This is a genomic window from Undibacterium sp. FT79W (genome assembly GCF_014284215.1).
Taxonomy (GTDB): Bacteria; Pseudomonadota; Gammaproteobacteria; order Burkholderiales; family Burkholderiaceae_D; genus Undibacterium; species Undibacterium aquatile.
Genome location: NZ_JACOGB010000007.1, coordinates 62,963 through 77,931, shown reverse-complemented (window position 1 = coordinate 77,931; position 14,969 = coordinate 62,963). Strand labels below are relative to the sequence as shown.

General features: G+C 46.9%; 16 protein-coding genes. 15 read left to right on the top strand and 1 reads right to left on the bottom strand.

Going from position 1 to position 14,969, the window contains the following annotated elements; all coding sequences use genetic code 11:
- Window positions 1–2 precede the first annotated feature (2 nt).
- The 12 genes from fabD to H8K38_RS13545 all read left to right on the top strand — a co-directional run bounded on the left by fabD (window position 3) and on the right by H8K38_RS13545 (window position 9,577).
- On the top strand, window positions 3–935 hold the full coding sequence (gene fabD, locus H8K38_RS13600) for an ACP S-malonyltransferase (protein ID WP_186885378.1): 933 nt from the start codon (window positions 3–5) through the stop codon (window positions 933–935).
- Entirely contained in the window at window positions 932–1,684 is a 753-nt protein-coding gene (fabG, locus tag H8K38_RS13595; RefSeq protein ID WP_186885377.1) for a 3-oxoacyl-ACP reductase FabG, read from the top strand. Before fabD ends, fabG begins: the two co-directional genes overlap by 4 nt.
- A gap of 149 nt (window positions 1,685–1,833) precedes the next feature.
- A complete protein-coding gene (acpP, locus tag H8K38_RS13590; protein ID WP_008449912.1) occupies window positions 1,834–2,073 on the top strand; it encodes an acyl carrier protein in 240 nt (79 codons plus the stop codon).
- A 35-nt stretch (window positions 2,074–2,108) separates the two neighbouring features.
- A complete protein-coding gene (gene fabF / locus H8K38_RS13585) occupies window positions 2,109–3,350 on the top strand; it encodes a beta-ketoacyl-ACP synthase II (protein ID WP_186885376.1) in 1,242 nt (413 codons plus the stop codon).
- Between the two features lie 61 nt (window positions 3,351–3,411).
- Window positions 3,412–3,891, top strand: a complete 480-nt coding sequence (locus H8K38_RS13580) for a protein YgfX (protein ID WP_186885375.1) — start codon at window positions 3,412–3,414, stop codon at window positions 3,889–3,891.
- Between the two features lie 93 nt (window positions 3,892–3,984).
- On the top strand, window positions 3,985–4,587 hold the full coding sequence (gene rpoE, locus H8K38_RS13575) for an RNA polymerase sigma factor RpoE (RefSeq protein WP_186885374.1): 603 nt from the start codon (window positions 3,985–3,987) through the stop codon (window positions 4,585–4,587).
- A 45-nt stretch (window positions 4,588–4,632) separates the two neighbouring features.
- The gene (locus H8K38_RS13570) at window positions 4,633–5,304 is read left to right on the top strand and encodes a sigma-E factor negative regulatory protein (RefSeq protein ID WP_186885373.1); all 672 of its coding nucleotides are present in this window, start codon (window positions 4,633–4,635) and stop codon (window positions 5,302–5,304) included.
- A 5-nt stretch (window positions 5,305–5,309) separates the two neighbouring features.
- Window positions 5,310–6,305 carry a MucB/RseB C-terminal domain-containing protein gene (locus H8K38_RS13565; RefSeq protein WP_255422979.1) on the top strand — a complete coding sequence of 332 codons (996 nt, stop codon included), beginning with the start codon at window positions 5,310–5,312 and terminating at the stop codon, window positions 6,303–6,305.
- A 24-nt stretch (window positions 6,306–6,329) separates the two neighbouring features.
- The gene (locus H8K38_RS13560; RefSeq protein ID WP_186885372.1) at window positions 6,330–7,805 is read left to right on the top strand and encodes a DegQ family serine endoprotease; all 1,476 of its coding nucleotides are present in this window, start codon (window positions 6,330–6,332) and stop codon (window positions 7,803–7,805) included.
- Between the two features lie 107 nt (window positions 7,806–7,912).
- Complete coding sequence (locus H8K38_RS13555; protein WP_255422978.1) at window positions 7,913–8,194, top strand: glutaredoxin family protein; 282 nt, start codon at window positions 7,913–7,915, stop codon at window positions 8,192–8,194.
- 1 nt (window position 8,195) lies between these two features.
- The gene (rnhB, locus tag H8K38_RS13550) at window positions 8,196–8,792 is read left to right on the top strand and encodes a ribonuclease HII (protein ID WP_186885371.1); all 597 of its coding nucleotides are present in this window, start codon (window positions 8,196–8,198) and stop codon (window positions 8,790–8,792) included.
- Entirely contained in the window at window positions 8,789–9,577 is a 789-nt protein-coding gene (locus H8K38_RS13545) for an RNA methyltransferase (RefSeq protein WP_186885370.1), read from the top strand. Before rnhB ends, H8K38_RS13545 begins: the two co-directional genes overlap by 4 nt.
- A gap of 74 nt (window positions 9,578–9,651) precedes the next feature.
- Here H8K38_RS13545 and H8K38_RS13540 read toward each other — a convergent pair whose 3' ends face one another.
- Window positions 9,652–10,500, bottom strand: a complete 849-nt coding sequence (locus tag H8K38_RS13540) for a pyruvate, water dikinase regulatory protein (RefSeq protein ID WP_186885369.1) — start codon at window positions 10,498–10,500, stop codon at window positions 9,652–9,654.
- A gap of 211 nt (window positions 10,501–10,711) precedes the next feature.
- On the opposite strand from H8K38_RS13540, the gene ppsA reads away from it, so the two are divergent.
- From ppsA to H8K38_RS13525, 3 genes are all read left to right on the top strand, one after another.
- Window positions 10,712–13,129, top strand: coding sequence for a phosphoenolpyruvate synthase (gene ppsA, locus H8K38_RS13535; protein ID WP_186885368.1), 2,418 nt, complete (start codon window positions 10,712–10,714; stop codon window positions 13,127–13,129).
- A 339-nt stretch (window positions 13,130–13,468) separates the two neighbouring features.
- Window positions 13,469–13,903, top strand: coding sequence for an NfeD family protein (locus tag H8K38_RS13530; RefSeq protein ID WP_186885367.1), 435 nt, complete (start codon window positions 13,469–13,471; stop codon window positions 13,901–13,903).
- 59 nt (window positions 13,904–13,962) lie between these two features.
- Entirely contained in the window at window positions 13,963–14,910 is a 948-nt protein-coding gene (locus tag H8K38_RS13525) for an SPFH domain-containing protein (RefSeq protein WP_186885366.1), read from the top strand.
- The last annotated feature ends 59 nt before the right edge of the window (window positions 14,911–14,969 follow it).

The window sequence follows — 14,969 nt, the reverse complement described above, 5'->3', positions numbered from 1 at the left end:
ATATGACCCAATTTGCATTTGTATTTCCCGGGCAGGGTTCGCAAGCGATCGGCATGCTGAATGGCTTTGCTGATAATCCTGTGGTTCAGCAAACGATCGCTGAGGCATCTGATGCCTTGCAGTTTGATCTGGGAAAACTGATTTCCGAGGGGCCGAAGGAAGCGCTCGATTTAACGACGAACACACAGCCGGTGATGTTAACTGCTGCGGTTGCCTGTTACCGGGCATGGATTGCCGCTGGTGGTGCTACACCTAAATTGGTGGCGGGCCATAGCCTCGGTGAATATTCCGCATTGGTGGCTGCCGGCGTGATTGCGTTTAAAGATGCGGTTCCTCTGGTACGCTTTCGTGCGCAGGCAATGCAGGATGCCGTGCCTGTTGGTCAGGGCGGGATGGCAGCGATTCTAGGCTTGAGTGATGAGGACGTCATTGCTGCGTGTAACGAAGCGGCCGAGGGTGAGGTTGTAGAGGCCGTCAATTTCAATGCGCCTGCACAAGTGGTGATTGCAGGCAGTAAGGCGGCTGTTGAGCGTGCCTGTGAAATTGCCAAAGCGAAGGGTGCTAAGCGCGCCCTGACGTTACCTGTTTCGGCACCGTTTCACTCATCGTTGCTCAAGCCAGCATCTGACAAGCTGCGCGAATACATGGCTGGAATCGCATTTTCGGCGCCAGCGATTCCGCTGATTAATAACGTTGACGTTGCGATCGTGACAGATCCTGCGCTGATCAAAGACGCATTAGTCCGTCAGGCCGCGAGTCCGGTTCGTTGGGTTGAAACCATTCAGGCGGTACATGCAAGTGGTATACGCAACGTTATTGAATGCGGTCCTGGCAAGGTATTGGCTGGTTTGACTAAGCGTATTAATGCAGAACTGATCGGTGAGGCAATTTACGATCAAGTAACGCTGGAAAAAGTATTGGAATCTTTAAAATGACCCGACAATTAGAAAATCAAGTCGCTTTAGTGACCGGCGCATCGCGCGGTATTGGTAAGGCAATCGCTATTGCATTGGCACAGGCTGGTGCAAAGGTGATCGGTACTGCAACCACTGAAGCAGGTGCTGAGGCGATTTCTGCCTATCTTGCCGATGTTGCTCCTGGTGCGGGCAAGGGCGTTGCGTTCAATGTGAATGATGTTGAGCGCTGTACGTCGCTGGTGGATGAAATCCAGAAGGAATACGGCAGTCTGTCAATTCTCGTTAATAATGCGGGAATTACTCAGGATCAGCTGGCAATGCGCATGAAAGAAGAGGATTGGGATAACGTTATCACCACCAATCTGAATTCAGTGGCCCGTTTATCCCGTGCAGTATTGCGCGGCATGATGAAGGCAAAACATGGCCGCATCATCAATATCACGTCTGTGGTTGGTTCATCCGGTAATCCGGGGCAAATGAACTATGCTGCGGCTAAGGCAGGTGTGGCTGGCATGAGTCGTGCATTGGCGCGTGAGATCGGTAGCCGCAACATTACAGTTAACTGTATTGCTCCCGGATTTATCGATACGGATATGACAAAGGCGCTGACGGATGAGCAAAAGGCGGCAATTTTGGTGCAAATCCCGATGGCGAAACTTGGTCGTCCAGAAGATATTGCGGCCGCAACGGTCTTTTTGGCGTCGCCAGATGCAGGTTATATTACCGGTACGACCCTTCACGTTAATGGTGGGATGTACCTGGCATAATTTATTTAACGATAGTTGGTGGTAATTTCTGCGAAAATAACAGGAGTTATTGCTAAAATCGTCAGGCTTGCTTTTTTTGCGTACAAACCTGCTAAAATGCGCGCACTTTCTGTAAGCCCTTATTTTTGATTTTTTCACTGGAGATACACATGTCCGATATCGAACAACGCGTTAAGAAAATCGTCGCTGAACAACTGGGCGTCGCTGAAGCTGACATCAAAATTGAATCCTCTTTCGTTGATGATCTGGGTGCTGATTCCCTTGATACCGTTGAACTGGTGATGGCACTCGAAGATGAATTCGAAATGGAAATCCCTGACGAACAAGCTGAAAAAATCACAACTGTGCAACAAGCGATTGATTACGCTACTGCACACGTTAAGGCGTAATTCGGTTACCACGTTTTTAAATCCAGGAGAAGCGCTTGAGTCGTACGCTTAAACGTCGTGTCGTTGTAACCGGACTTGGATGTATCTCGCCCATTGGCAATTCAATTGCTACCGCGTGGGATGCTGCAAAAGCTGGCAAATCTGGTATCGCTACGATTACCAAATTTGATGCAACTCCCTTTTCCACGCATTTCGCTGGAGAAGTGAAGGACTTCAATGTCGAGGATTACATTCCGGCAAAAGAAGCTCGTAACATGGACACTTTCATCCATTTCGGCATTGCCGCGGGGATGCAGGCGTTTCAGGACAGTGGAATGGTTGTTACCGAAGAGAATGCCGAGCGCATCGGTGTTATCGTCGGTTCCGGTATCGGTGGCTTGCCGCTGATCGAAGCAACGAAAGAAACCTTGATTGAACGTGGTCCACGCCGCATCAGCCCATTTTTCGTGCCAGCGTCTATCATCAACATGATTTCGGGTAATTTATCGATCAAATATGGCTTGAAAGGGCCAAATCTGGCGATCGTTACAGCATGCACGACCGGTCTGCATTGTATAGGTCAGGCTGCACGCATGATTGAATACGGTGATGCAGACGCGATGATTGCCGGTGGTGCAGAGTCAACGATTTCTCCGTTAGGTTTGGGTGGCTTTGCGTCAGCCCGGGCGCTTTCTTCCCGTAATGATGATCCGGCGACTGCCTCTCGTCCTTGGGACAAAGACCGTGATGGCTTTGTACTTGGCGAAGGTGCTGGCGTCATGATGCTGGAAGAATATGAACATGCGAAGGCGCGTGGTGCAAAAATTTATGCTGAAGTGATCGGCTTCGGTATGAGTGGTGACGCATATCACATTACTTCGCCTAGCATGGATGGTCCACGACGCAGTATGATTAACGCAATGAAAAATGCGGGTATTAATGCTGATCAGATTGATTATCTGAATGCACATGGAACGTCAACGCCGTTGGGTGATAAGAATGAGACGGACGCGATTAAGGCAACATTTGCAGACCATGCATATAAATTAACGGTGAATTCCACTAAATCCATGACGGGGCATTTGCTCGGTGGTGCAGGTGGGATAGAATCTGTATTTACGGTATTAGCGCTGCATAATCAGGTGTCACCACCGACAATTAATATTTTTAATCAAGATCCTGAGTGTGATCTCGACTATTGTGCAAACGTAGCCAGAGACATGAAAATTGACTATGCGATGAAGAATTCGTTTGGTTTTGGCGGTACAAACGGAACTTTGATTTTCGCAAAAATATAATTCATCAGTACATTAGAAAAAGGCACTTTGTTTCTTTGAAATGAAGTGCCTTTTTGTTTATATGACGATATCCGTTCGGGTCACCATTAAACCATCGAGGCTGCTGCACTATCTGCTCTGCCTGATGGTTGTACTCGCAAACATAGGCTGGTGTTTATTCCTATTAAATAGACAATTACCATCTATTTCATTTTTAATCGCTGTAGCTGGTTTTGCAATCGTGAGTATTCTGTCGCTGATGATGAGTTCAAGAAGGCCGGTCTATGATCTTAATGTGTTTAAGAGTGGTGATATTTTTCTTCAGATGACAGGGCAGATTGGTTCATCGACGGCTGTTAAGTTGCATCGAAGTAGCGTCATTTGGCAGCATGTGATGGCTTTACGTTTTGCTTCCGATGATGGAAAAAATCACCGCATTCTTATCCTGCCAGATTCAGTTAGCCTGGCAGCGTTTCATCGATTGCGGGTGACTCTGTTGTGGATACTGATGCATCACGATAAAGTGGCCGCAACGAATACGAAGGGGGCAGGGAACTTTTAACCCGGATGCCCACTCATACTTGCAGACATTGATGCTGAATGCAGTTGTGCACATTAAACTAAAAATAAGATTAATCAAAAACGGGATGATTGAGTGACGACAGAGCGCGAGATAGACCAGATATTGGTTGAGCGCGTGCAGCGTGGAGATAAAAAGGCATTTGAGCTTCTGGTTTCCAAATACCAACGGAAACTAATGCGGCTCGTGTCTCGTCTCATCTATGATCAGGCTGAGGCAGAGGATGTGGTGCAGGAGGCATTTATAAAAGCCTATCGGGCTTTACCTAATTTTCGTGGTGATTCAGCTTTTTATACGTGGCTTTACCGGATAGGCATCAACACTGCAAAAAACTATCTGGTCACACAGGGACGCAGGGCGCCGACATCAACCGATGCTGATGTCGATGAGGCTGAAACTTTTGTTGATGCAGATGGACTAAGGGATATCAATACGCCTGAATCTTTATTGGCAAGTAAGCAGATTGCGGAGACTGTCAATGCAGCGATGTCTTCTTTGCCTGAAGAGTTAAGGAATGCAATCACTCTAAGAGAGATTGAGGGCTTGAGTTACGATGAAATTGCCGACGTCATGTTGTGCCCGATTGGTACTGTACGCAGCAGAATATTTCGTGCCCGCGAGGCGATTGCGGAACGATTGAGACCGATTTTAGGAACGAATCTGGATCAGCGTTGGTAGTTGATGTCAGTTAATGAATTGAACAGGCATGATTTTTGTAGAAATATGATGACCGAAACCAGGAAAAACGAAAACATATCAGCGTTGCTTGATGGCGAGATAGACGATGTCGAGCTGGATGCCATACTTACAGATATGGATTCGACTGAAAGCAAAGATGTTTGGGGGCTCTATCACCACATAGGTGATGTGTTGCGCTCAGACGATCTTGCTACGCCTTTAAGCGCAGATTTTAATCAGCGTTTTGCAGCACGCTTTGCCAGCGAACCAGCTATTTTGATGCCAAAGATGCACGTTCAGAATGAAGCGAAAGAGTCGGATAAGCCGCAATATCTTCGCTCATATCTGTCCGTTGCGACTGCTGCAGTCGCTGCTTTGTTTGCGTTCGTATTTGTGCCGCAGTTGCTGCAGTTAAATCAAAATCAGGTGCAGACCGTACAGGTATCTGAAATTGTCTCACCAAAATCAGCAAATAAACTGCAACTGGCGTCAGCGCCGGTGACGCCTGATTTGCCGACGAAGGAGCTTGCACAAGTTGAGCCGGCAGTGGAATCCTCCAAACAGGTAAATGAGCGTCAGACTGCACCGGTCGAAATGCTGCGCGATCCCAGAATTGATAGCTATCTGATTGCACATCAAAAATTTTCCCCGGCAATTAGTGCTGGTACGCAGTATGTTACCCGGGCGAATGCAGTTTCTGGCCCAGCGGAGAAGTAAGGATTATGTTGTTTTATCGTTTCCGATGGCCAGTTCTGTTGATGGGTTTGTGCGTTATCGGTCGCTCAGTTTATGCGGCAGATGATCAGAAGGCAGCGCAGGAAGTATTAAAGAAAATTCAGACTTCGGCACAAAATCTGAATTATTCGGGTACGTTTGTTTATCAGCAAGCCAGTCAGATCAGAACGTCTAAAATCACGCATTTTGTAGATCAGCATGGCGAGTTGGAAAAACTTGAAATTCTGGATGGAAAACCGCGTGAATATATTCGCAAAGGTGATGAGGTATCTTGCTATCTTCCTGAAAGTAAAACGATACAGATCGAAAAAAATGTGACGCAAGAAGTTTTTCCAGCCTTGCTGACTCAGAATGCATCGTCACTGCCAGACAATTACACCATAAAAAAAGCCGACCTGAATCGTGTTGCCGGACTCACATGTCAGACCTATTTGTTGCAGCCGAAAGATGCTTATCGCTACGGCTATCGTCTTTGTGCGGAAAAACAATCCGGATTGCTCTTACGTGCACAGACAGTGAATGCAAAGAATGACGTCATCGAGCAGATTGCTTTTACAGAGTTGAAGCTGAACGATATTGATAAAAATAAATTGAAACCCAGTTTTCAAAATATCTCGCGCTGGCATATTGAAAACTTAACGGTGCAATCCAATATCAACTCCGGCTGGATAGTCAGATCACTGCCAGCCGGGTTTCGTAAAACCAAGGAAATGAAGCGGGTGATCCCAGCGCCTCCGGCATCGGCAGGGGGTAAATCCGGCGCCTCGCACCAGGTCATACAAATGATATTTTCTGATGGTCTGGCCGCTATTTCCGTGTTTATAGAGCCCGATAGTGAAAGCCGTACTGAAGGTAGTTTGCAGCAAGGCGCAATGACTATTATGGGAAAACGACAAGGGGCTTATTGGCTGACTGTCGTTGGTGAAGTTCCTGTAACAGCGATTCAACAAGTGATGAACTCGATTGAGTTTAAAACCAAGTAACAATCTAAGTAAGTGAGTGACCCCATGAAAACAAAAAAACTTTTTCCTTTAGAAAAATTGATTTCCACTATAGCGATCAGTGCTTGCGTGGGTTTTGTGGCGCCCTTAGCGGTGAATGCTATACCTGTCGCCCAGGCAGCGTCCGCAGTCACAGGTTTGCCTGATTTTACTGAGTTAGTCGAAAAGACCGGACCAGCCGTTGTCAACATCCGTACGACTGAAAAAATGCAACAGGCTCAGGGGATGAACGGAATGGAAGACGAGCAGATGCAGGAGTTCTTCCGCCGTTTCTTCGGAATGCCGATTCCTAAGCAGGCTCCGGTGCCGAAAGGACGCAAACAGGTGCCGCAACAAGAAGAGGAAGTTCCTCGTGGCGTTGGCTCAGGTTTCATCATTTCACAGGACGGTTATGTGCTGACCAATGCACACGTGATTGATGGTGCGACAGATGTCTACGTTAAACTGACAGATAAGCGTGAATTCAAAGCGAAAGTCATTGGCAGTGATAAACGCACAGACGTCGCAGTATTGAAAATTGAGGGCACGAAATTACCGAAATTGACGATAGGTGATTCAGATAAAATCAAGGCCGGCGAATGGGTGATTGCGATTGGCTCGCCATTTGATCTGGACAATACCGTGACTGCGGGGATTATTTCTGCGAAGGCGCGTGATACTGGCGACTATCTGCCATTAATTCAGACCGATGTTGCGGTGAATCCTGGAAATTCAGGCGGCCCGTTGATTAATATGCGGGGCGAGGTTGTTGGTATCAATTCCCAGATTTACAGTCGTTCCGGCGGTTATATGGGCATCTCGTTTGCGATTCCGATTGATGAAGCCATGCGTGTTGCTGATCAATTGAAAGGCACTGGCAAGGTAACCCGAGGCCGCATTGGTGTGCAGATCGGTGAAGTCTCTAAAGATGTGGCCGATTCCATTGGCTTGCAAAAGGCGCAGGGCGCACTCGTTGTCAGAATTGAAGCCGGTACTCCGGCAGAAAAAGCCGGGTTGCAGGACGGTGATGTGATCCTTAAGTTCAATGGACAATCGGTTGAAAAATCAACTGATCTGCCACGGATTGTCGGTGCGACGAAACCGGGCTCGAAAGCAACGATGACCGTCTGGAGAAAAGGCGCTATTCGTGAAATGACGATTACTGTCGCCGAAATGGAGCAGGACAAAGTTGCTCAGAAATCCGAGAAAAAAGCGAAAAAGGAGCAAACTAATTTCCTAGGACTTGCCGTCGGTGATTTGAGCGATGCACAGAAAAAAGAATTGCCAGCAGGGGGCGTTGTGATTGAGTCTGCTGATGGCGCAGCCGCTGCAGCTGGTTTGCTGCAAGGCGATATTATCCTGACCTTAAATAATGTTGATGTGAAAGATGCGAAGCAATTCACCAGCATGGTTGCAAAACTGGATAGTAAAAAAACAGCAGTTGTTCTGGTTCGTCGTGAAAATATCTCTCAATTTATTCCGATTAAACCGCAAGCCAAATAAATTCAGCCTGCTAAATCCGGCATATAAAAAAGCTGCTCCTAAAAATGGGCAGCTTTTTTTATAAATATTGCTCGTGTTTTTATGCTTGGGAGTACTGTGGACTTATAATGCGCTACTTTATTTATGTCGCTTTATTTATGATCGCTTTCACACTGTACTCGCGGAGTTACTGCCATCTTTGTGATGATATGTTGGAGCAATTGCGAGCTTACACAGCAGACTGTCAGTTTTCTGTTGAAGTTATTGATGTTGATACCGATGCAGAGCTGGTTCATTTGTATGATGAACTTGTACCGGTGTTGATTGGCAAAAAGCCCGGTCATCCACCGAAAGAAATTTGCCATTATTTTTTAGATCAGAATGCTTTAAAGGCATTTTTTCAGGCTTGATATGCAAGAAAGTTTAGATTTGTTTGCCTACGACGGTGAGTTGATATGTGGCGTCGACGAGGCAGGGCGAGGGCCATTGGCTGGCCCGGTTATGGCGGCTGCGGTTATTCTCGATCCCGATCATCCGATTGACGGCTTACGTGACTCCAAAAAACTCAGCGAAGCGCGACGGGATGTGCTGGCTGAGGAAATCAAGAAGTATGCTCTTGCATGGTCAGTGGCTGAATGCTCAGAGCAGGAAATTGATGAGTTGAATATTTTGCAGGCAACCATGCTTGCCATGCGCCGCGCGGTTGAGGGCTTGGCAATCACACCGACACTTGCGTTAATTGATGGTAACCGTTGCCCGGTAATGTCCGTCAGATCTGAGGCTATAGTTAAGGGAGACGACAAGGTGGCAGCAATTTCTGCTGCATCAATTCTCGCAAAAACAGCACGTGATCACGCTCTGTACCAGCTTCATCTTACTTATCCTCAATATGCGCTGGATCAGCATAAAGGTTATCCGACCGCGTTACACCTTGAACGATTACGTGAACACGGCATCGCACCAATTCACCGCAAATCCTATGCGCCTGTTAAGGCTTTATTGAAATGAAACAAATTACTTCGCGCGAAAATTCTTTGTACAAAGAATTGAAATTACTAGCGACCAGCTCGCAGGTCAGACGTAAAGCCGGGCGTACTTTACTCGATGGAGTACATCTGTGCGAAGCCTATCAGCAGCATGTCGGCGCCCCGGAGCTATGCATAGTCTCTGATGCCGCGTTAAATGATCCGGAAGTGAGTAAATTACTGGAATTGTGCGAGTCACAGCATATTCAGTGCATTAGCTTACCGGCCAATTTGTATCAGGCCATCAGCCAGGTCGAACATGGTGTGGGTATTATGTTTCTCGTTAATACACCTAGCCCTGTGTTGCCTGAAAATATTTCGGAAAACTCGGTTGCTCTTGATGGTTTGCAAGATCCAGGAAATCTGGGGTCGATTTTACGAAGTGCGGCTGCAGCTGGAATTAAAAATGTTTTTTGTAGTTCCGGCACCGTATTCGCATGGTCTCCGAAAGTCATGCGGGCAGGTATGGGCGCCCATTTTTTACTCAATATTTTTGAAAATATTGACCTTGAAGTTGTTTTGAAGAATGCCAGTATTCCTGTACTTTCCACGAGCTCACATACAAAAAACACGATTTACCAGGCGGACCTCGCACAACCGCTTATCTGGTTATTCGGACATGAAGGGCAAGGGGTTTCCGATAGCCTGATGGCTTTGGCAGACATGACCGTCACTATCCCTCAGCAAGCGGCAATTGAGTCGTTGAATGTCGCTGCAAGTGCAGCAATCTGTTTTTTTGAGCAAGTACGTCAACAATCTTTCCAATGAAATAAAAATCCCGGCTGCTTGCCGGGATTTTTTCAGACACCTGATCTGACAGTGCGGCAATGCAGCCGCTATCATTAATACAATTTAGTATCTCCTTTAATTTCTTGCAAAATAGTCGTCGATATTTCCTCAATGGATTTAGTTGTCGAGGACAACCAGCGTATGCCTTCACGCTTCATCATTGCTTCGGCTTCATTCACTTCATAGCGACAATTTTCTATCGACGCATATTTACTTCCTGGCCGGCGTTCATTGCGAATCTCTGAGAGTCGTTCGGGTGTGATGCTGAGTCCGAACAATTTATGACGAAATTCTGGTAGCGCACTTGGCATTTTCCCACGTTCGAAATCATCGGGAATCAGTGGGTAATTTGCGGCCTTGATCCCATACTGCATCGCCAGATACAAACTGGTCGGCGTTTTTCCTGAACGTGACACGCCAACCAGAATGACATCAGCGGCGGCCAGATTTTTATGCGATTGCCCATCGTCATGTGTTAGTGAAAAGTTAATCGCTTCTATGCGATTTTTGTACTCTTCTGAGTCTGTGATGTTATGGCTACGGCCTATCGTGTGCGTGGATTTCACCCCTAATTCTTGTTCCAAAGGCGAAACAAAGGTTTGAATTAAATCCATATGCAAGCCTTTGGATTTAAATACGATGGTAGCGAGTTCCTTTTTGACCAGTGTAGAAAATACGATGGGTCTGTTGCCGTCAAGGGCAAAGGCATCATTGATTCGGCGCACTGCGTCATGTGCTTTATCGACACTATCGACAAATGGCAGGCGAATCTGACGAAATTTGAGGTCAAACTGGGTTAAAACTGAATGCCCGAATGCTTCAGCAGTAATTCCTGTTCCGTCGGAAATGAAATAGACAGTACGGTTTGCTGGTGGCAAATTCGGGTTGGAGAAATCAGGCATAGGGGCGATCTTGAAAGTTTAGGTGAAATTGTGGCATATCGATCCAACAAAAAAGTAGGCAATTTCTTTTGCCACATAGCTCAATTTTGCGAGACACAATGTAAAATGCGTTAACAGGATATGAAAAGTCGCTAGCCCCAAGAATAACAAAAATCTGGTCAGCGACGAAGTAGTACTTAGCAAAGATTTCTTACCATCAAAAGAGGTTGTTATGTCCAACGCAGCAAATACCGAAGCGACTTATGTCGCTTCGTTTGAGCATTTACGCATGACGGATGTTGAATCCGTCGGCGGAAAAAATGCATCTTTAGGCGAAATGATCAGCCAGCTGGCTTCCGCTGGTGTTCGTGTTCCGGGTGGTTTTGCGACCACAGCACAAGCGTTTCGCGATTTTTTATCCTATTCAGTTGATGGCGGTCTTTCGCTTGCGCAACGTATCGCTGACCGTCTTGAGCATCTGGATATTGATGATGTCAAAGAACTGGCAAAAGCTGGTGCCGAAATTCGTCAATGGATTACGGAAACACCTTTTCAGCCACGTTTGCAAAAAGAGATTGAAGAATTTTACAACCAGCTGGTTGCAGATTCGACGGCAGAAATGTCGTTTGCTGTGCGTTCCTCTGCGACAGCAGAAGATTTGCCAGATGCATCTTTTGCCGGACAGCAAGAAACTTTCCTGAATGTGGTTGGTATCGAAAACGTGCTGGAAGCGATGAAACACGTTTTTGCTTCTTTGTACAACGACCGTGCCATTTCCTACCGTGTTCACAAAGGCTTTACTCATGCTGAGGTTGCCTTGTCAGCGGGCGTGCAACGTATGGTTCGTTCTGATCTCGGCGCAGCCGGCGTGATGTTTACGATCGATACCGAATCTGGTTTTGAAGATGTGGTCTTCATCACCTCCAGTTATGGTCTGGGCGAAACGGTGGTGCAGGGCGCCGTGAATCCGGATGAATTCTATGTGCATAAACCGATGTTGGAACAAGGTAAATTGCCGGTGATCCGTCGCAATATCGGTTCCAAACTGATCAAAATGGAATTTACCGGCGAAGCAAAAGCAGGCCGCTCGGTCAAGACTGTGGATGTTCCTGTCGAGTTGCGCAATCGTTACTCGTTGAACGATACTGAAGTCGTTGAACTGGCGAAGTATGCAGTGATCATCGAGAAACATTACGGTCGTCCTATGGATATCGAATGGGGCAAAGATGGTCGTGACGGTAAGCTGTATATCCTGCAAGCACGTCCTGAGACCGTAAAATCTCAGCAAAGTGCCACCGAAGCACAACAGCGTTTCAAACTCAAAGGTACTGGTACTGTGCTGACATCTGGCCGTGCGATTGGTCAGAAAATCGGCGCGGGTCGCGTACGCGTGATTCATGATCCATCTGAAATGGAACGTGTACAACCAGGTGATGTTCTGGTCGCAGATATGACTGATCCTAACTGGGAACCAGTCATGAAACGTGCTTCCGCGATTGTGACTAACCGTGGTGGCCGTACCTGCCACGCCGCGATTATTGCGCGCGAACTGGGCGTGCCAGCGGTGGTTGGTTGCGGTCATGCGACGGATGTTCTGAAAGATGGAACATTGGTCACCGTCTCTTGCGCAGAAGGCGATGAAGGTAAGATCTATGATGGTTTGCTGGAAACCGAGGTAACGGAAGAGTTGCGTGGCGACCTGCCCAAATTGCCGTTGAAAATCATGCTCAACGTTGGTAACCCACAACTGGCGTTTGATTTCCAATCGGTGCCAAATGATGGCGTTGGTCTGGCGCGTCTGGAATTCATCATCAACAACAATATCGGTGTTCATCCAAAAGCGATTCTGGAATATCCGAACATTGACGCTGATCTGAAAAAAGCGGTTGAATCTGTGGCGCGTGGTCATGCATCGCCAAGAGCTTTTTACGTTGATAAATTAGCCGAAGGCGTAGCGACCATTGCAGCCGCATTCTGGCCTAAGAAAGTCATCGTTCGCTTATCTGATTTCAAATCCAATGAGTACAAAAAGCTGATTGGCGGTTCACGCTACGAACCGGATGAAGAAAATCCAATGTTGGGTTTCCGTGGTGCTGCACGTTATCTTGCCTCCGATTTCCATGAGTCGTTTGAGATGGAATGTCAGGCAATGAAGCGCGTACGTAATGACATGGGTTTGACCAACGTTGAAATCATGGTGCCATTCGTACGGACACTGGGTCAAGCAGAAAAAGTCGTGAATTTACTGGCGAAAAATGGCTTGAAGCGCGGTGAAAATGGCTTGCGCCTGATCATGATGTGCGAGGTTCCTTCCAATGCGATTCTGGCAGAAGAATTCCTCGAATTCTTTGACGGTTTCTCGATTGGTTCGAATGATCTGACTCAACTTACGTTGGGTCTTGATCGCGACTCTGGCCTTGAGTTGCTGGCAGCAGATTTCGATGAACGTGATCCTGCAGTCCGCGCTTTACTTTCCAAAGCGATTGCTGCCTGCCGTAAGCTGAATAAGTACGTCGGTATTTGCGGCCAAGGACCATCCGATCATCCGGATTTTGCTGAATGGCTGATGAAAGAAGGCATAGAATCGATTTCTCTGAATCCTGATTCAGTGGTCGATACTTGGCAAAAACTGGCAGCAGTCAGTAAGTAATTTTTTCTGATCTTCGTTGAAAAAACGCGAGATGAACAGTGATGTTCTCTCGCGTTTTTTTCATTTTTATTCCGTTGTTTGGTGTGCACATAGTTAATAAATTTATTGTTATTTTTTAGCGAATGGTTAAACTCTGAAGCATTGAAAACGAAATAAAAATAAAATCAATTACATCAACACATTCCGTAAAAAAGCCCTCGCTACCAACTGGTCGCAAGGGCTTTTTTTTATGGGTAAATTATCATATATATTACCGATGTTTCTTTTATTGTATTAAATCACAATGCAATGCCTTAACAAGACAGCAATCACTAATGAACAACAAGGAGATAACAAAAAATGAATGCATGGATGATGTGGGCGGTCATTGCCGGACTGGTCGTCATACTTGAATTATTCACCGGCACTTTTTATTTGCTGATGATTTCTATAGGGCTGGCAGCGGGTGCAATTACTGCTGTTTTCACAATGTCAACGTCATCGCAGATGATAATCGCTGCGCTGGTAGGCAGCCTGGCGACACTGGCATTACACAACAGCAAATACGGCTGGAAAGGAAATAAGAGTGTTGCGCACGATCCGAACGTGAATATGGATATCGGTCAGACATTGCAGGTGCAGGACTGGCAGGATCAGGGAAATGGTAAATACATTGCACGCGCGATGTATCGTGGCGCGATGTGGGATGTCGAATTACAGCACTCCACCGGTTATCCGGGGATCTATGTGATTGATGAAGTGCAGGGCAGTCGTCTGATTGTCAAACCCTCGTAAGCAGGACAAGAAACGCAGACATTTTTAAGTAAATTTTCAATAAAAATTAAGGTGACTATATGGAAATAGGTAGCGTAGCTCTGGTGCTGTTAGTGCTGGCAATTGTGTTTGTGATCAAAACAATTAATGTTGTGCCTCAGCAGCACGCCTGGGTCGTTGAGCGTTTAGGTAAATATCACAGCACACTGGGGCCGGGTTTGAATATCGTTGTGCCGTTCATAGATCGGATAGCGTACAAACACATACTCAAGGAAATCCCGCTGGATGTACCGCCGCAAGTATGTATTACGAAAGACAATACACAGTTGCAGGTCGATGGCATTCTGTATTTCCAGATTACCGATGCGATGCGTGCTTCGTATGGTTCCTCGAATTACATCGCCGCTATTACTCAGTTAGCGCAAACCACCTTGCGCTCGGTGATCGGTAAGATGGAGCTCGATAAAACCTTTGAAGAACGTGACCACATCAATACCACGATCGTCAGCGCGATTGATGAGTCTGCCGCAAACTGGGGCGTGAAAGTATTGCGTTATGAAATCAAAGATCTGACGCCGCCAAAAGAAATTCTGCATGCGATGCAGGCGCAAATTACCGCTGAACGTGAAAAACGTGCATTGATCGCAGCTTCTGAAGGCCGCAAACAAGAGCAGATCAATATCGCCACGGGTGAACGTGAAGCATCAATTGCAAAATCGGAAGGTGAGATGCAGGCATCCATTAACCGTGCGCAAGGTCAGGCGGCGGCGATTCTGGCGATTGCCGAAGCGAGCGCGGAAGCGATCCGTAAAACGGCTGCAGCGATACAGGAGCCAGGTGGCTCTGATGCCGTGAATCTGAAAGTGGCAGAGCAATATGTCGGCGCATTCGGTAATCTGGCGAAGACAAATAATTCGATTATCGTGCCAGCGAATCTGGGTGATATGAGCGGATTAATCGCGACAGCGATGCAGGTTGTGAAATCACAAAAGCCCGCAACGGTCGAAGCACCACGTCGCCCGGTATAAGGAAGCAGTCACGCAACGCAGCGTGATTTAACGCAGCGATACCAGTGACGGGTGTTGCT